Origin of the sequence: Pseudoalteromonas obscura, from assembly GCF_030135505.1 — a bacterium.
Classification (GTDB): Bacteria; Pseudomonadota; Gammaproteobacteria; order Enterobacterales; family Alteromonadaceae; genus Pseudoalteromonas; species Pseudoalteromonas obscura.
The window spans coordinates 379,665-397,319 of the sequence record NZ_JASJUT010000003.1 but is presented as its reverse complement, the minus strand read 5'-3'; the positions used below and the strand labels follow the sequence as shown (position 1 = coordinate 397,319).

Sequence of the window (17,655 nt, the reverse complement as noted above, 5' to 3'; positions counted from 1 at the left end):
AAGTCTGTTTTTATTTGGGTAGATCCCATAGGTTTTGGTAGACTACGCGGCGATTTTGGAATTTTCAAGGTGTCGTGTAGTGGACTTAAAGTCGTTATATTCAGATATTCCTTTCTGTTTGAAGAAGGATCAGTTTCTATTTAAAAAACGTCTGCAAGGTGTTAAAAAAATAGCCGATGAAAAAAAGCAACAAAGAGTAGTTGCTCAGATCGGCGAATCTATTGCACGTAGCCAGCAGTTAAAAATTCAACGCCAAGAAGGGTTGCCAGAGGTAACTTACCCAGAGTCTTTACCTGTAAGCCAGAAAAAAGAAGACATTAAGAAAGCGATAGCTGAGAACCAAGTGGTGATCGTCGCTGGTGAAACTGGCTCAGGTAAAACGACTCAGCTTCCCAAAATTTGTTTAGAGCTAGGACGCGGTATTGACGGGTATATTGGGCATACTCAACCGCGCCGTCTTGCTGCTAGAAGCGTTGCCAATCGCATTGCCGAAGAAGTTGGTTGTGAGCTTGGTGAGGAAGTTGGCTTTAAAATAAGGTTCAGCGACCAGGTATCGGATAAAAGTTACGTTAAGTTAATGACTGACGGTATTTTGCTTGCTGAAATTCAGCAAGATAGATTCCTAAACCAGTATGACACCATTATCATCGACGAAGCGCACGAACGTAGTTTAAATATTGATTTTATTCTCGGTTATTTAAAAAATTTACTGCCAAAAAGACCTGATCTTAAAGTAATAATTACTTCAGCAACCATAGATCCTGAACGTTTTTCTAAACACTTTAACAATGCCCCTATCATTGAAGTATCGGGAAGAACTTTTCCCGTTGAAGTGCGTTATCGACCTGTAGTTGATATTTCAGGCGATGAGAGTGAAGCTGAAAACGATCAACTCCAAGGTATTTTTGATGCAGTGGATGAGCTGTGCGAAGCTGGGTCGGGTGATATATTAATATTTATGAACGGCGAACGAGAGATCCGAGATACAGCCGATGCGTTGTCGAAACGCAATTTAAAAGGTGTTGAGATTCTACCTTTGTTTGCTCGTTTATCTAATGCTGAACAAAATCGTATATTTGCGCCCCATAGCCACCGCCGAATTGTACTCGCAACTAATGTTGCAGAAACGTCGTTAACAGTGCCAGGGATCCGATATGTAATTGACCCGGGTACTGCTCGTATAAGTCGCTACAGTTACCGTACTAAAGTACAACGGCTTCCTATTGAGGCGGTTTCTCAAGCAAGTGCTAACCAGAGAATGGGACGCTGTGGACGTGTCGCTGCGGGTATTTGTATTAGGCTGTATTCTGAAGAGGATTTTGTATCTCGGCCAGAGTTTACCGATCCTGAAATTCTGAGAACGAATCTGGCATCCGTTATCCTTCAGATGTTGGCTCTGGGGTTAGGTGATATTGCAAAGTTTCCTTTTGTGCAAGCTCCCGATAGCCGAAATATCAAAGACGGAATGGCATTACTTGAAGAGCTTGGTGCTGTAAAAGCGGCTTCACGCCGAGAAAACGCTAAGTTAACACCTGCGGGTCGAAAACTTAGTCGCTTGCCAATTGATCCCCGCTTGGCAAAAATGGTGATGGCGTCAGTCGACCAAGGCGCGCTAAATGAAGTGATTGTTATAGCTGCGGCCTTGTCTATCCAAGATCCTCGAGAGAGGCCACAAGAAAAGCGCGGTGCTGCCGATGAAAAACACGGCAGGTTTGAAGACCCAAACTCAGACTTTATGGCATTTTTGAATCTTTGGCAGTACCTTGAAGAGCAGCAGGAGGCCCTTTCTCGAAGTCAGTTTAGAAAACAATGTCAGAAAGACTTTTTGGCCTATATGCGCATCCGAGAATGGCAAGACATTGTTTATCAGCTCAAAACAGTCTGTGATGAAATGGACTATAAAGGATCTGGAAACGAAGCGAGTTTCGAAGCCATTCATCAATCTTTGCTAAGTGGTATGCTCAGCCATATAGGTATGAAAGATGAGAAACAACATTACAAAGGGGCACGTAATAGCTTATTTCATATTTTCCCTGGTTCTGCTTTATTTAAAAAGAGCCCTAAATGGTTGATGTCCGCAGAACTCGTCGAAACCAGCAAACTGTATGCCCGGATCAATGCCAAGATTGATTTGACATGGGTTGCGCCACTCGCTCAACACTTAGTCAAGCGCAGTTATAGTGAACCACACTGGGAAAAGAAACAAGGTGCGGTTATCGCGTTTGAACAACAAACTTTATATGGCCTAACCATTGTTTCCAAAAAACGCACGGTCTATAGCCAAATTGACCCGGTGATGAGCCGAGAGCTTTTCATTAAAGAGGCTTTAATCGGCCAACAGCTTGGTCAAAAAGCGCAGTTTTTGGAATATAATCACTCTCTTGTTGAAGAGATCCAATCGTTAGAAAACAAAGCTAGACGTCGAGATATCTTGGTTGATGAACAAACCATGTTTGAGTTTTATGACGAACGTATTCCTAGTGACGTGAACAATCGAGCCGCATTTAATCATTGGTTCAAAAAGCAAAGTGACAAACGAGTTTTGCACATGAACCGCGAGTCTTTAATGCAGCATGGTGCTGATAAAGTAACTGCTTTTGATTACCCTGATGTGTGGCAGCAAGGCAATTTGATTCTGCCTTTGAGCTATCATTTTGAGCCCGGTAAATCGGTAGATGGTGTGACTGTTAATGTTCCTTTAGCTTTATTGAATCAAGTACAAAACGAAGGTTTTGATTGGCATATTCCGGCATTGAGGCATGACTTAATTTGCGCGTTGATTAAAAGCTTACCAAAAACGTTAAGAAGAAACTTCGTGCCTGCGCCAAATTACGCAGATGCTGTGTTGGCCTCCATAGAGCCGTTGCAAGGTTCGCTGTTAGAGTCGCTCGCAACGCGGCTATTACGAATGACAGGTGTTAAAGTTACACAAGATGATTGGGATACAGGTTCACTTGAAACGCATTTAAAAATGCAATTTGAGGTGGTTGATGACAATGGCAAAGTGATTGCCCATGGATTTGATCTTGATGCATTGAAAGAGCAATTACAAGGCAAAGTATCACAAACCCTCTCTAAAGTGGCAGAAAAGGGAATTGAGCAAGAAAACCTTACAGAATGGGTATTTGGGGAGCTACCTCAAGAGTATACCAAAACACAAGGTGGATATGAGATAAAGGCTTTCCCTGCTTTGGTAGATAAAAAAGACAGCACAGCGATCACATTGTTTGACCACCCTGAAAAGGCAGCGCAAGCACATCAACTCGGGCTACGACGCTTGGTATTGTTAAACATTCCATCGCCAGTGAAGTATTTACAGCAACACTTGCCTAACAAGGCGAAGCTTGGCTTATATTTCAATCCTTTTGGGAAGATCCATGATCTTATTGCTGATTGCACAGCAGCAGGTGTAGATAGTTTATTAGGACGGTTTGAAGCCATCCGAGATGAGGCTGAGTTTGAAACTGCAAAAGAGTTTATTCGCGGCGAACTCGGTGACAAAGTTGTAGAAATAGCCTCACAGGTTGAGCAAGTATTGAGTATTGCGCATAGTGTCAATAAGCGAATGAAAGGTCGGGTAGATTTAACCATGATCACGGCTCATGGTGATATTAAGTCTCAATTGGAGTCGCTCATATTTAAGGGATTTGTCAGTGGGCATGGTGCAGACAAAATGCCAGATTTATTGCGTTATCTCAGAGCGATAGAAAAACGATTAGAAAAATTACCTGTGGACCCTAACCGAGATCGTTTATGCGTACTAGAGTTAGATAAGGTATCTGAGTTGTATGCTCAAAAGTGTAAGAAGGTGGCCAAGGGAATGCCAATACCAGATGGTTTGACACATATTTTTTGGATGTTACAGGAACTAAGAGTGTCTTTGTTCGCTCAAACCTTAGGTACACCTTATCCAATTTCAGCTAAGCGTGTTATGAATGCGTTAAATGAGTTGGATTTATAGGAATTGACTTGCATTTTGCTTTCAGCCAATTACCTTAATAAGAGGATATAAATTTTTGGATTGTGATAAGGAAGCGACATTGACTATGTCCACGCAGCAAAGACGGAGTAGAACACCGCATGTGTTAGTTGTTGATGATGAGTACTTTAACTACGAAATGTTGTCGATGGCTTTGTCAGATGCGTTTAAATTCAGTTATGCGGAATCGGGGATCAGTTGTTTATCTAATGCGATAGCAGATCCTCCAGATGTCATTTTATTGGACGTCTGTATGCCCGGGTTAGACGGGTATGACACTTGCCGCATGTTGAAAAATACACCCGAAACCAAAGATATTCCGGTCATGATGGTATCAGGTCTAGAATCTGAACAAGAAAAACAAGCAGGATATGAAGCAGGTTGTGATGAATATGTAGTAAAGCCATTCGCTATGCAATCGCTTTTGGAAAAAATAAAAAATATGGTCTAGGAGCTCACTATGATCCATGAAGATAAGCGTCGCTTTATGCGCATGATGGTCAATGCGCAAGCAGAGTTGACTGTTAACCAGTCAGGTGAAAAATTACTTGGAACTTGCCAGGACCTCAGTGCTACGGGGCTGTCAATCGAAATTGAACATCCGTTGGAAATAGGAGAGATGGTTGCAGTTTTCATCAACAGTAAAAGCACCACAATTCCTCCTTTCAATGCCAGTGCTAAAGTTGTTCGTTGCAGCAGTAATGAAGCCACAGAAGACAGTTACGTCGTTGGTCTAGAAATCGTTCAGTTTAACTAAGACGTTTAAATCCATGGCGAAGGGAAATTCATAGCCTTCGCTTACCTAACTTCCACTGTTTTTGCACAATCTTATTTAATAATTTCTGCAGTAGACTACAAACCAACCGTATATATATGCGACTTGTGCTACCTGTATTGAACCACGTAACAATAATCGGGAGGTTGGTTGCCAAGTTACTGCTTTTGTCTTTGATTTTTATGGAGTGTCGATGAGGTTAACCCTTAGAAGAAAGCTGCTAGCTATATTGCTGTTAGTTAATGCAGTGCTTATATCGGCAGTGTACTATGCAAATCAGCTAGCCTTTGAAAAGAGCTTTAGAGAATACTTGCAAGACAGTAGTCGCGCTAAATTAACCGCAATTTTGCCAACTATCAGAGAGAATTTTGAAAACTACGGTGAAGGGTGGATGACAAGAAGAAACCCTCATTGGACAAGGTTGGTTGGAGAATTTCATGGTCGATCACAAGAAGAGATCGACGATATGGTGAAACGCCCACGAAGAGGGCCTCCTAGGCATCATAGGGCGGCTGAACCAGAAAGACGTGAAGGAAGAGAAGACCGTCCTCCTAGGCACATGCGAGGGGCACAAGCTAGGCTGGTATTTAAGTCAGCTACTGGTGAGTTATTGAAGGGAAAAAAGGACAGTAAGAATAAAACACTTTGGCTCGAAGTGCATGAAAATGAAGACAATTCAGGCAAGCTTCTCGGGTATATTGGGCTTGAAAATGGCCTTGAAATAAGCAATTCATTAGATTCAGTTTTTGCCAACAGGCAGCAGCATTGGTTTTTAGGTATTGCGATTATAGCGATGCTAGTTAGTAGCCTATTAGCTATTCCATTTAGCCGCTTTTTAGTCGCGCCAGTTCTATCGTTAAGAGCTGCGGCAAAAAAAATAGCGTCAGGTAATTACGAAGCGCCTTTTAAATCATATAGTAAAGATGAGCTTGGACTGCTTGCCCGAGATTTAAACACATTGGCAATTACATTGGCGGAAAATCAGCACTCTAGACAGCAATGGATCGCCGATATTTCCCACGAATTGAGAACACCTATTGCGGTATTTAAAGCTGAGCTTGAAGGGATGATTGATGGCATTATCGAGTCGGATGAGGCACAGCTCCATTCACTCTATGATGAGATTAATCGGCTAACAAAATTGGTAGATGATTTACACCAGCTTTCTATGTCAGATAGAGGATCGCTCAGTTACCACATGTCAGAGTGTGATATTTCAGAGATAATTGGCCATACTTTTGATGCGCACTTAGCCACATTGAAGAGCAGGCACTTTGAATGGGCGATCGATGTACAATCAGAGACGGTGCTTTATTGTGACGAAGCACGGCTTTCTCAGTTGTTTGGTAATTTTATGCAAAATACGCTGCGTTATACTGACTCTAGCGATGCGTTAGCCGGTAAAATTAAGGTTGTGATCTCTCAAGAAGAAAACCATCTGTCGATCCGATGGCAAGACAGTGGCCCAGGTGTAGATCCTGAATTGCTGCCAAAACTATTTGATAGGCTCTACCGAGTGGATAAGGCTAGAGATAGGGCTTCAGGGGGATCTGGATTGGGGCTTGCTATTTGTGCCAGTATTGTTCAAGCACATAATGGCTCTATCAAAGCAAGTGAAAGCGAGTTGGGTGGTGTTAGCGTCGATGTCTTGCTTCCTCTTGAGCAATAAATGACTATTTGGCTACCCCGGATCTTGTAAATATTGCTGATATATTCAAAACTAACAGCTGATAAGTACCACCAAGGCATTGAAATGAATAAACAAAAAGTACTGATTGTCGAAGATGAAGAAAAACTAGCAGTTGTATTAGGTAAATATCTTGAGCAAGCTGGATATGAGTTCGATATTGTGATGGATGGTGCTGAAGCGTTAAAAAAAATCCGAACATTTACACCTGACATTATTTTGTTGGATTTAATGCTGCCTTCTATGGACGGCATTGAGATCTGCACTCAGGTTCGTAAAGACTCAGATGTACCAATTGTTATGACGACCGCAAAAGTCGAAGAAATCGATAGACTACTCGGTTTAGAGGTAGGCGCTGATGACTACGTTTGTAAGCCTTACAGTCCAAAAGAAGTCGTTGCGCGCGTTAAAGCTATTCTTAGACGCACCACTAGTACAACGCCGATACAAACTGGTCTGTTATTAGATGAAGAGACTTTGTTTGTTAATTATAATGGTCAAAGGACCGATTTTACGCATGTTGAGTTCATGTTGCTGCAGACTATGTTTAAGCACCCAGGGCGAGTCTACAATCGCGCTCGATTAATGGACTCAATTTATGACGATGATCGAGTAGTCAGTGATAGGACCATCGATAGCCACATAAAAAAGATACGCAAAAAACTACAAGACATTGCCCCAGATAGTGAGTTTATTCACTCTGTCTATGGCGTTGGATACAAATTTGAAGTGATGTAAATGTCTGCTTTAGCATCGTGGCAAAGGCTGTTTTGTGAAACACACAAAGTCCCCATTCAGTATATAAAGCAAGCTGAAAAAGCGCTCGATTGGCTTGAAAGTGCAGTGAACGGCCAAGTTGAGCCTCAATGTATAGCCATAAGTGGCTGCCAAGGGAGTGGCAAGTCGACATTGGCTGCATACTATGTTGCATACTTACGTGCACATGGTTATCTCGCCGAGTCCGTGTCAATTGATGACTTTTACTACAGCAAATCTGAACGTCAAAACCTTGCAAAACGCCTTAGTGCGCCTTTCGCGACTCGTGGTGCACCTGGCACTCATGATGTACAAGCTGCAATATCAGTCGTCACACAGTTCAAACAGCGTGAGCCTTTTATATTACCTCAGTTTGATAAATCGACAGATAACCCCTATCCAGTTGATGCTTGGAAACGGGTTCCTCCTAAGCTTGATGTGCTTATCATTGAAGGGTGGTGCCTTGGTCTACCTATGCAACCAACAGATTTGGTACAAAGTACTTGCAATGTATTTGAACAGCAGAACGACCCTTCGGGCCAGTATCGAGCACAAGTAAACAACTTTCTAGCGGCGGATTATCAGGTATTATTCGAGCACTTCGATAAATTGGTTTTTTTGAATGGTCAGAAATTTGAACGTGTCTTTCAGTGGCGTCTAGAGCAAGAAAAAAAGCTGATTGCAGCCAAAGGAGTTGGTATGACAAACGCTCAAGTTTTCGAATTCATACAATCATATCAGAGGTTAACTGAGTGGGGGTTTGCCACTTTACCTGCAATATGCGACCTAGAACTAAAGCTTGATGAGGGAAGGGGAATAAGTTAATCAAGGGTATTATAAAATGTACTCTTTTTGGTTTCTAAATGTTGAGCCAATACAAAGTCAGTATTCAATTAGGTACCAGAGGTTATTCCCACAGAAGTTAATCAGTCAGTTTTACACCCACATTTCGCAGTGCTTTCCTTGCCAATAACATCTCCTGCTCGTATTGTGCCAAAATATCTTCATCGGAGACCTCCATGCCTTTTTGGACCGCAAGCTCAGCGGCGTGTTTGGTTTTTTCCATTACATGGACCCTTAGTTCACTTTCACTGACTTCGCCATCTTCGCAGCCCAGCAAGTTGCAGTAGTATTGTGCAAGGGGCTCACGATAGTAATAAGAGGCTGTGCCAATCAAAATAGTTTCAGCACACCCCGCTAAGCTTAAAGATCCGATCGAGATTAAAAAGGTTCGTCTACGCATGTTCTCAATCCTCCGAACTGGTAACAGGGTTAATAGCGACAATGTTACGAGCAAATAGCTCACAGGCTTCAGAGTGGCTAAAACCAATTATGCGCTGTAATTGAGTCGTACGAAACAAGCGTTTCAGTTTAGAATCAAAATTCATTATGCGTGCATTTAATGCCTCTATAATCTCTTCGTCAGTGTATTGGTAGGTAGCGGGATCTCCGTTTCTATCTAAGATAGGGATTATTTCACTTTGAAGATCTCTAAACCATAATTGATACAAACCCTGAGTTTGGCTTTGCTTAATATAGTGTGCATTCAACGTTTTGCTTTTTCTATGAATAAAAAGTGACGCTAAATCGTCTATGAGAGATTGAGTTAGTCTGTACGGCATATTCATTTCCCTGTAGTTATCTAAAGATCCATACCAGCGGCGGAAAAGCTGTGATACATACGAGTAAGAAAAAATATAATGCAGCGAGCAGGTTAAATTTATTCAGTAAATAAAACTTGGACCAACCACTTGCCAAACCACAAAGAATCACCAAGCAGCCAAGAAAGTAATTCACATACAAATAGGTGCGTTGATCGTCTTCTAAGCCATTAAACTCAGTGACTTTGGCAAGCGAAAAAGTGAATATGCCCACCATTATACTTAGTAGTGATATAGCACCACTATGGATACGCTCCGCGTCTTGATTCGCCATATGAACCTTCCTTTGTTAGACACATAAAGCATGCCTCAAAGCATATTCCAAAAAGATAGCCAATACTGACCGAAATGCAATAGTTCATGTTGAGCAAGTATGCTGCGGTACAGTCTGAAAACTGGCATTATTTGTATATTAAATAGCGTGATACATGCATGCGTTGAAGGTAGCTAAATTCAAAAAAGAGAAGAGCTATTGATGATAAAACTTTGGCCATTAACAGTCGTATCAGAAGCGGTTACGTTTTAATAGGCAAGTTTCAAGGTACATTTCTTATATAGGTAGAGTTTAGAAGATAGCGAACGTTAAAGAGTGGTTGATGAAAAAAATGGGCTCCTTTAGAGCCCATTTTTAACGCTTATAATTAGCTTTCGATTAGGTCTTCAACGCCTACGATAAGCCAAGGCGCATCGCCTTGCGTCTTACGCTCTAAGTGCCAAACTTCGTGAATTGGCTCTTCTTGCATGTCACCTAAGTCACGGTACTTACCTCGGAACATCACGCTGATTTCCCACTTGTCAGCATTTACATCTGCACGTGCAAGCTCTGCATCAACAAACATAACTTCCGTTGCAACATCACCTTGTTGCTCACGCTCTTGACGGAATTCTTCGACAAGCTCTGGGCTCAAGTATTCAGCCATTGTTGCGTAGTCTTTCTTGTTCCATGCCGTTTGAATGGTTTGGTAGTGCGAACGAGCACCTTGTAAGAAGCCGTTTACGTCGAAATCGCGTGGCAGATTAAAAGGTACTTCTTGTTGTGCTCCAAATCCTCCAGCAGTCTGGTTTGCTTGAAACTGTTGAGGTTGCGAGAAGCTTTGATTTTGCTGTTGCTGCTGACCAAAATTAGGTGCTCCAGCCATTTGTGGCTGTTGCTTTTTGCGCATAAAGCCCATTATGACTTTGAAAAGAACAAATGCTGCGATAGCGAATAGGATCATTTCAAGGAATTGGAAGCCCTCAAAGTCATCACCCATCATCGCAGCGATCAGGCCACCTGCTAGCAGGCCACCTAAAACACCAGCCATAATGCCTTTTTTACTCGATTTCTTTTTAGTGCCTTGCTGTGCAGCAAGAGATTTAGTATCAACTTGCTTTTTTTGTTGTACAGTGGATGTCTGATGTGTTTTGCCTTTTTTCTTGCCGCCAAACTTCTTACGAGCCTCTGCGTCAAAAGCCGTTGCAAATAACATCGAAACGATAGTCAATAAAACAAAAAATTGTTTCATGGTTTTCCTCTAAGTTTAAATACTGTTTGTCATTCTAATGAAATTAGACAAGAAATTGAACTGAAATAGGATTGATTCGGGAACAAAAAGGGCGCTTTACACGCCCTGTTTTATAGCCATTGTAAGGAGTCGTTGACTTCCACTTGATATTTATCGACAGGAGCGCCCAGTTTTGCGACCAAAATGGTGTCTGCATTAGCTCCTTTATTGATTGAGCCACTGTAACGATCATCGTTAAACTGTGTATCACCTTGACGGTAATCATTGCTTTCACTAGGAACAATAAAGACGGTCATTGGACCATGATCCGATTGAAAGATTAAATGCAAGCTACGCTGGCCTTTAAAATTACAAAAAGTTGCATATGTCACTTTACCAGGTAGTGATTCAAGTTTACCTCCGAGCATGGCAAGCTTTTCATTAACCACTTGCAAAGTGACTTCTTTACTCAGCTTTAAAGCGCTTTCTTCATAATAAACGTGTTCGAGGGCATGCTCACCAGCGTATAAAGGTGTTGGCACAACAGTACTGAAATACACCATTACAGCTAAAGCGACAGATGCAGCAGATGCAATTGGCACAGTAAAGCGTTTATACCAAGAAAGCTGTACAACATTGTCTGATGACTGAGTTTCAGACTCAGATTCAACGTTTTTAAGCAGCTTTGCCTGCAAATCATCGGGTACAGGCACATTTAACGCATTACTTAATAAGACGTCGAAATCTTGCGCCTCGTCAAGTAAACGCTTTTTAGCTGGATCTTGTTCCGCTTCGTCTATAAGTTGCTCATCGCTTGGATCGGCGAACAGGCGACGGCGAAATTCTAAATCATCCATCAGTTTGATGCCCCCTTTGCTGATTCATTCACGTTAGTTAGTGCCTCTTTTAGCTGATTTCTCGCTCTATACAATCTTGTCATTACTGTATTTTTGTTTAACTCTAAAATGTCTGCGATCTCGTCTCCCGAGCATCCCATCACAACCTGAAGTAAGAGTGGTTCTCTATATTCAGGAGCTAATCGACTAATTTGCCGTTGTACGACAGTTTGTTCCATTTCATCATCTAACGCTGTGCTTTTGGTGTCGACCAATGTGTCGTTCTCGACATCAGCGTAGTCAAATTGTTTTCTCTCAAAACGACGTGCATTTTCTCGTCGTAAAATTGTTAATAACCAGGATTTGGCCGCTTTTTCATCTTGCAGTGCGTCTAATGAGCGCCATGCACGTAAAAATGTTTCCTGAACCAAATCCTCTGCAATAGTTGGATCTTGGCATAACCAATAAGCAAAGCGGTATAACTCCGTATGGTAAACCTGAACCAAAGATTCGTAACGTTTTTGTTTTTGGGTCATGCTAACTAGACCTTGCCTTTAGCAATATTATTTCATTTTTTGCCATATTTTTTAGTACAACTTCTCTAAGCTATTCTTAGCATCTGATTTTGAACGCTTTTTAATTTTACACACTTGATTGTATAGCGTCACGAGATCAACTTGTTGCTTATTTGCACTATAAAGGCAAGCCTGCAATTTTGCAATTTGTTCCCGAATTTCGGGGCTTTGCTGGTCTAACCATGATTTGAGTGTCTGGTCAAACGCAAGTTCGACATATTGGCGTAGCAAAGTATAAAACTGACTGTTGTCGCCTTGTTTGGCCGCTTTACCCAATTGTTTTAGTCTCACTGTCACATCTGTATTAGCGGCAGCCTCTGATCCGCTTGAGCGAACATCTACTGGTTTGGCTGGCTTTTTCAAAAGCCACAGGGCCAAGGTTACAAACCACAAAAGGTAGCCTAACCCCATTAGTCCCCAGTCTAACCAAGATTTTTCTGCTTCCTTGTACACTATTTGGGGTTCAGTGATGGATTGTTGCACAGGCGTTTGGGAAACCATATTGGGTTGTGATTGAGCGACAGGCTGTTGTGGTTGATTGGGATCAGCGACAACTTCAATGGTTCTCGCTGGTAAAGTGGCATATTGCACGCGATTTATTACTGTGTTGAACCAAGGGAGTTTCAGTTCTGGCAGTGTATATGTCCCCGGTTTTTGCGGGAGTAGGGCATAAGATGCAACCATTTGCGAAATGACTCGCCCATCACGTGCCATTTGATTACGGTCTGTTTCATCTGGATAAATTCTAAAACCATCTACACTGGGTACTTCAATATCGGGCAATTGTTCTTTGGTTATACCTAAGGCTGTCAATGTAAATGTTCTAGTAATCGGAGAACCAACAACTACTTGGTTATCCTCGGGTTGCCATTCTTCTGCAAGATTAACTAATTCGCTTGGCAGCCATGCGCCGCGATAGTTATCAGGAATGGGCTTTATTTCCACATCTATTGAATCACCGACGGCACTTACGGCCATTCTGCGATATCCTTCCCGTACTTGGCCGTTGAAAATGGGCCCTTCGATTGTATAACTACCACTTTTTTGTGGTTGTATTAAATACTCTCTGGTGATAACTCGATAACGGCGACCATCTAGCACTTCGTAGTTTTCTTCTTGTTGACCCATTGCAGTGATAGAGCCATCTTCCATTGATGGTGGGGTCATTTGTGCTTCAAGTAAATCCTTACCAATGAATAGTTTTACTGTATAGAGTGCAGCTTGTTGCACATATAACGATTGAGGGTTGAGCTCAGTGGTGACAAATACGTCTTTTTGCTGGCTGTCATCCGCCTCTCTGGCTACAACGCGCAGGTTGATTGGTTGGCTCTTGGCACCTGATATTTCAAATGCAGGAATAGTGAACTCACCTGCACTGCGAGACATAACCTGCATTTGCCAGCTTGTTGCACTACTCATACTACCGTTGACGATCTGAGTACGAGAGCTGGTACTAACAGGGCCCGTAATAAAGCTTTGTGCAATGGCTGAAGTGTCAGGCATTTGCCCTGAAACTTTACCATTGGCTTCAATTGTCAACGTAAAGTATTCACCAACCAACACAGGGTTTTTGTCAACACTGGCCGTCAATCTGTCAATGGCCAAAGCGGGCAGTGCGACAGCGAAAATAATAAAACAGATTGCAAATCGCATTACCATGATTTTTCAGCTCCTACTGGTTGTCTCTGTTGTTGTCTTTGTCGTGATTCTAAAAGCATTTTGTTCTTTAACAAAATAGCCGGATCATCCGGTACTCTGCGCAGAAGCTGGTCCAGCTGTTGCGCCTTTTCCTTTTCTTCAGGGGTGAGCTCTCTCATTTGTGAAGGTGTCAAACTTTGTGTTTGTTCACCTTCTTGCGGCTCAGCTTGCTGAGGATGAGCTTGTTGTTGCGCTGCTTTTTGCTCAGCTTGCTCTTGTGATTGTTCTTCTTCTTTACCTGACTGTTTGTCAGCTAATTCTGGGCTATTTTGATTTTGTTGCTCAGACTGTTCGCTGCTATTTGTTTGATCTGATTGTTCATTTTGCTCTTGTTCAGACTCATTTTCTTGGCCGTCTTGAGATTCGCTATTTTGACCATTTTGCTGGCTTGATTGCTGCTGTTCCTGTCCTTCACCTTGCTGATTGTCTTGCTGTTGCTCGGAGGACTGCTGGTTCTGGTCTTGGTTGCTTTGATCTTGATTTTGTTGCGATTGTTGCTCTTTGATCTGCTCAAGCAGTTCTTTATTTTCTTGCGCTTGATTCAAGTTGGGGTTCAAATTTAGCGCTTGTTCATAAGCTTCAACTGCTTCATCTAACTTTCCTAAGTGAGCTAGCGCATTCCCTAAGTTATATTGGCCGATTGCGGTATTGGCATGTTGAAGTGCCTGTGCAGCTTGCTCATACTGGCCTTGTTTGTACAGTGCAGCACCTTTGAGAGCTGCGTTTTGAGCGTTAGTTGCCTGTTCGAAATCTTCTTCTTGGTATGCTGAAAGGGCTTTTTGGTCCGTATTTTTAAACCATGATTGCCAATCCGCCGCGTAAGTTGGTTGACTGGGTAGAAAAGCTAAGGCACATATACTCAAAGCAACAGCGTTATTTCTGAATGCGATCAATGCCAAAGGTACGATGACGAATAAAAGATATTTACCGGCATCGACACGCCATAGCGTTTCATTTGGCTCTTTGGGTGTTTCAATATCTTGAGTATTGTTGGAGGCAAAAGTTTCAATGTCCGAGCTGTCTGGCGAATAAGTTGCATATTTTCCACCTAAACGTTGTGCTAGCGAACGAAGCCTATCTGCGTATAGTTTGGGTACTACAATTTGCCCATATCTGTCTTTCAAAAATCCACCCTCTGGTACGCTGATCGGAGCGCCTTGGGCTGTGCCAACACCGTAAACATGGAGTGTGTATCCTGTTCCACTCAACATGCTATGGATATCTTGGGCATCTTCCAATTCAACTTCGTCAGTGATAAGAACGATTTCACCCGATGGGTATCCTGCTTGCTCCAGTAGATTCTTTGCCTGATCTATACCTGCCAGAACGTTAGCGCCTTTGCCTGGCATAATGGCTGGACTAATACTCGGCACTAGGTTTTCTAAAGTATTAACATCACTGGTTAATGGTGACACAATAAAAGCGTCTTGCGCATAAGCGACTAACGCGGTGTCACCCTCATTAAATTGCTTTAACATATCCAGAGTTTTAAAACGGGCCTGTGTAAGCCTGTTAGGCGCAATGTCGGTTGAGTACATGGAGTAAGACATATCCATCACTAAAACGCGAGCTTGTTTTGTGGTAAATACAGGGACGCTTTGTTTCTCAATACTTGGTCCCGCTGCAGCAAGTATGCCCAGCAACAGGATTAAACTGGTTAGCCATGAGGAATGGCTCGATTTAGTCTGCTCTCCTTCGGTAAGTACTACTTTCGCCAGATGAGGGGCAATAATTTGAGACTGCTTGTTGCTTGCTCTTTTATACCACTGCAGTAGGCTTATCACCAACCACGGGAGCAGCAGCCAAAGCAGGTCAGGTCGAATAAATTGAAATTCGGTCATATTAATTACCTCGCCTCCACTGTTTTGCAAAACGAATCAATAGGGCGATGGCCCATATTGCTAATGCAGCCATTAAAGGCAAATAGAATAGTGCGAGCTTGGGTCGAAAGGTTTCGTCTTCAGCAGAAATAGGCTCTAAGTTGTCTAGCTCAGAATAAATTTGTTGTAAACCTTGCACGTCTTTAGCTCGAAAGTAGCGACCACCAGTTTCATCGGCAATATGGGTGAGTGTTTGCTCATCTATACTCGCTCCTGACATGCTGCCCAAAGAAAAGAACCCCATATTCCTGCGCCCGTCTGAGCCAACGCCAATGGTGTACACTTTAATACCTTCTTCACGCGCTAAGATGAGTGCCTCTTCCGGTTGTAAGTTTCCAGCGGTATTTTGACCATCAGTGAGCAAGATTAAAATGCGATTGCTTTCTTCTTTTTGGTTGAATCGTTTTACTGCAAGGCCTAGCGCATCACCAATGGCGGTTGCTCTACCGACCAAGCCAATTTGTGACTCTTGAAGCATTTGACTAACAGTATTTATGTCTTTGGTTAAGGGGGTTTGTAAAAATGCGGTATCAGCAAATAAGATAAGGCCAAGCCTGTCGCCTTGGCGCTGCTCTATGAAGTCACCCAGTACAGCTTTTACAACCGATAAGCGGTCTATGTAACGGCCGTTATACTCCATGTCCTCTTCCGCCATTGAGTGAGATAAGTCGACCGCGAGCATAATATCTCTGCCTTCGCTTGGTAACGTAATAGGGTCGTCTAACCAAGTGGGATTGCTCAGTGCAGTAACTAGTAACAGCCAGATGAGCATTTCAAGCCAGTTTTTATTCCGGGAAAACGATTGTTCTTGCGTGCCCATGCCGCCCAGACTTGCATAACTGGGCATACGGATTTTCTGCTGGGTTCTAGCCGGAATGGGTTTTAATTTGGCTATGAGCCAAGGTAGTGGCAGCAGTAAAAATGCCAGTGGCCACTCAAATTCAAACATCTAAGCGCTCCTTGGTTTTAAACGTCTTTATTGCCATCATTAGTTTTTCAACCTGATCGTTTTTGTTATCTGATTTATATAATGAAGCAATATCTTGTTCACTAAACTGAGCTTTTGACAACAAGTTCAAGGTTTGGCACCAATTGGACGTTGATTGAGCCGCCACCGTGGCACCATAGTAGTGTTTTGTTAGCCTTTTTAGTAAACCGTGTAATGCCAGTGCATCTTTTATTTCTAATTGACTGAGCTTGATAGCTTCTCGCTTAGCTGCGCCGTATTGCCAGCTGCGATATAAGTAGAAGCTGCATAGCAAAAGTATCAGCGTTAAGGTGATAATAAGTGCCCATGTTGGCAGTGATAGGGGCCACCAATTTACCTGCTCAGGTGGCAAGACATCATGTAAGGCATCTAATGGAGATGGATTCATTGTAGTTACCTAGAAAGCTGAGATTCTAATGGCGTATCGGCCGAGAAGTTGAGCATCGTCATGCCTGCGCGTTGCAAACGTTTTAACCGAGCACTAAAGACATCTTGTGCACGTTTGGCAAATTTGTCTCTGAATTGTTTGTCGCTTAAGGGTAAGGTCCATGCGCTATTGGTGCCTTGGACTTCGATTGCTTCACTGTATGCAGGAAGAGTATGCTCAAAAGGGTCACTTACTTGGCAGCCTATTAACTCACAATGGCGACTCAAGCCTTCGAGCAATGAAAAGCTCTCATCATTTAACTCGGAAAAATCAGAAATGAGGTAAATTAAACTACCCGGCTTTGCCAAATGCTTAAGGCGTTTCAGGTTATCATTAAAACGACTGGTGTTTTTATTGTCGCGGTTAACTAAGCTTGTTTCATGAACGTCACACAATTGGTGACAAAACGCGAGTACACCTTTGTCTCTGGCCGTTGGTTTGAGCTCATGGTGGCTGTGTTCAGAGAACACAACGCCGCCTAACCTGTCGCCTCGTTGAGACGCCGACCAAGCGACGAGGGCACTCAAATGGGCTGCTTGTACGGACTTGAGCAGTAGCTGACTGCCAAATAGCATGCTATTTGATAAGTCTGTAAAGATAAAAACAGGGCGCTCTTTTTCTTCTTGATAGAGCTTGGTATGTGCTTCTCCTGTTCGCGCCGTGACGCGCCAGTCTATGGCGCGGATATCATCGCCATATTGGTATTGACGCACCTCGGCAAATTCCATACCTCGACCCTTATGCGGTGCGAGATATTGTCCCGCTTGCGCACTGCGAATATGACCTTTAGGTTTTAAGTCGAGAAGTCGAGATTTACTCTTGTAGTAGAGTAACTCCTTGAGCCCAAGTTCAACACCATTGCTATGGCAATTTGCAAACCAGCTTTGTATATCAATATTTGCTTTCATA

General features: G+C 42.8%; 17 protein-coding genes. 6 read left to right on the top strand and 11 right to left on the bottom strand.

Going from position 1 to position 17,655, the window contains the following annotated elements; all coding sequences use genetic code 11:
* Positions 1 to 79 precede the first annotated feature (79 nt).
* The 6 genes from hrpA (at position 80) to QNM18_RS09705 (ending at position 8,022) form a co-directional block, all read left to right on the top strand.
* Positions 80 to 3,961, top strand: coding sequence for an ATP-dependent RNA helicase HrpA (gene hrpA / locus QNM18_RS09730; protein WP_284137057.1), 3,882 nt, complete (start codon positions 80 to 82; stop codon positions 3,959 to 3,961).
* Between the two features lie 85 nt (positions 3,962 to 4,046).
* Positions 4,047 to 4,430 (top strand): response regulator, encoded by a 384-nt coding sequence (locus QNM18_RS09725; protein ID WP_036977231.1) that lies wholly within the window; start codon positions 4,047 to 4,049, stop codon positions 4,428 to 4,430.
* Positions 4,431 to 4,439: 9 nt separating this feature from the next.
* Entirely contained in the window at positions 4,440 to 4,736 is a 297-nt protein-coding gene (locus QNM18_RS09720; RefSeq protein WP_211010297.1) for a PilZ domain-containing protein, read from the top strand.
* Between the two features lie 211 nt (positions 4,737 to 4,947).
* Positions 4,948 to 6,423, top strand: coding sequence for an ATP-binding protein (locus tag QNM18_RS09715; protein WP_211010296.1), 1,476 nt, complete (start codon positions 4,948 to 4,950; stop codon positions 6,421 to 6,423).
* Between the two features lie 84 nt (positions 6,424 to 6,507).
* Positions 6,508 to 7,179, top strand: a complete 672-nt coding sequence (locus QNM18_RS09710; protein ID WP_284137056.1) for a response regulator — start codon at positions 6,508 to 6,510, stop codon at positions 7,177 to 7,179.
* The gene (locus QNM18_RS09705; protein WP_284137055.1) at positions 7,180 to 8,022 is read left to right on the top strand and encodes a kinase; all 843 of its coding nucleotides are present in this window, start codon (positions 7,180 to 7,182) and stop codon (positions 8,020 to 8,022) included.
* Positions 8,023 to 8,119: 97 nt separating this feature from the next.
* On the opposite strand, the gene QNM18_RS09700 is transcribed toward QNM18_RS09705, so the two are convergent.
* From QNM18_RS09700 to QNM18_RS09650, 11 genes are all read right to left on the bottom strand, one after another.
* Complete coding sequence (locus QNM18_RS09700) at positions 8,120 to 8,440, bottom strand: hypothetical protein (protein WP_284137054.1); 321 nt, start codon at positions 8,438 to 8,440, stop codon at positions 8,120 to 8,122.
* Between the two features lie 4 nt (positions 8,441 to 8,444).
* The gene (locus tag QNM18_RS09695) at positions 8,445 to 8,819 is read right to left on the bottom strand and encodes a hypothetical protein (RefSeq protein ID WP_211010292.1); all 375 of its coding nucleotides are present in this window, start codon (positions 8,817 to 8,819) and stop codon (positions 8,445 to 8,447) included.
* A gap of 16 nt (positions 8,820 to 8,835) precedes the next feature.
* Positions 8,836 to 9,132 (bottom strand): hypothetical protein, encoded by a 297-nt coding sequence (locus QNM18_RS09690; RefSeq protein WP_284137053.1) that lies wholly within the window; start codon positions 9,130 to 9,132, stop codon positions 8,836 to 8,838.
* Between the two features lie 367 nt (positions 9,133 to 9,499).
* Entirely contained in the window at positions 9,500 to 10,363 is an 864-nt protein-coding gene (locus tag QNM18_RS09685) for a Tim44 domain-containing protein (RefSeq protein WP_211010290.1), read from the bottom strand.
* A gap of 110 nt (positions 10,364 to 10,473) precedes the next feature.
* Positions 10,474 to 11,199: a DUF3379 family protein gene (locus tag QNM18_RS09680; protein ID WP_284137052.1), complete on the bottom strand. Its 726-nt coding sequence runs from the start codon at positions 11,197 to 11,199 to the stop codon at positions 10,474 to 10,476.
* Positions 11,199 to 11,714, bottom strand: a complete 516-nt coding sequence (locus tag QNM18_RS09675) for a sigma-70 family RNA polymerase sigma factor (RefSeq protein WP_023401548.1) — start codon at positions 11,712 to 11,714, stop codon at positions 11,199 to 11,201. Before QNM18_RS09675 ends, QNM18_RS09680 begins: the two co-directional genes overlap by 1 nt.
* Positions 11,715 to 11,765: 51 nt before the next feature.
* Positions 11,766 to 13,412, bottom strand: a complete 1,647-nt coding sequence (locus tag QNM18_RS09670) for a BatD family protein (RefSeq protein WP_284137051.1) — start codon at positions 13,410 to 13,412, stop codon at positions 11,766 to 11,768.
* A complete protein-coding gene (locus tag QNM18_RS09665; protein ID WP_284137050.1) occupies positions 13,406 to 15,292 on the bottom strand; it encodes a VWA domain-containing protein in 1,887 nt (628 codons plus the stop codon). The genes QNM18_RS09670 and QNM18_RS09665 overlap by 7 nt, the downstream gene beginning before the upstream one ends.
* Before the next feature lies 1 nt (position 15,293).
* The gene (locus QNM18_RS09660; RefSeq protein WP_239425423.1) at positions 15,294 to 16,280 is read right to left on the bottom strand and encodes a vWA domain-containing protein; all 987 of its coding nucleotides are present in this window, start codon (positions 16,278 to 16,280) and stop codon (positions 15,294 to 15,296) included.
* On the bottom strand, positions 16,273 to 16,707 hold the full coding sequence (locus QNM18_RS09655; protein WP_284137049.1) for a DUF4381 family protein: 435 nt from the start codon (positions 16,705 to 16,707) through the stop codon (positions 16,273 to 16,275). The genes QNM18_RS09660 and QNM18_RS09655 overlap by 8 nt, the downstream gene beginning before the upstream one ends.
* A 5-nt stretch (positions 16,708 to 16,712) precedes the next feature.
* Positions 16,713 to 17,654, bottom strand: coding sequence for a DUF58 domain-containing protein (locus tag QNM18_RS09650; protein WP_284137048.1), 942 nt, complete (start codon positions 17,652 to 17,654; stop codon positions 16,713 to 16,715).
* Between the last annotated feature and the right edge of the window lies 1 nt (position 17,655).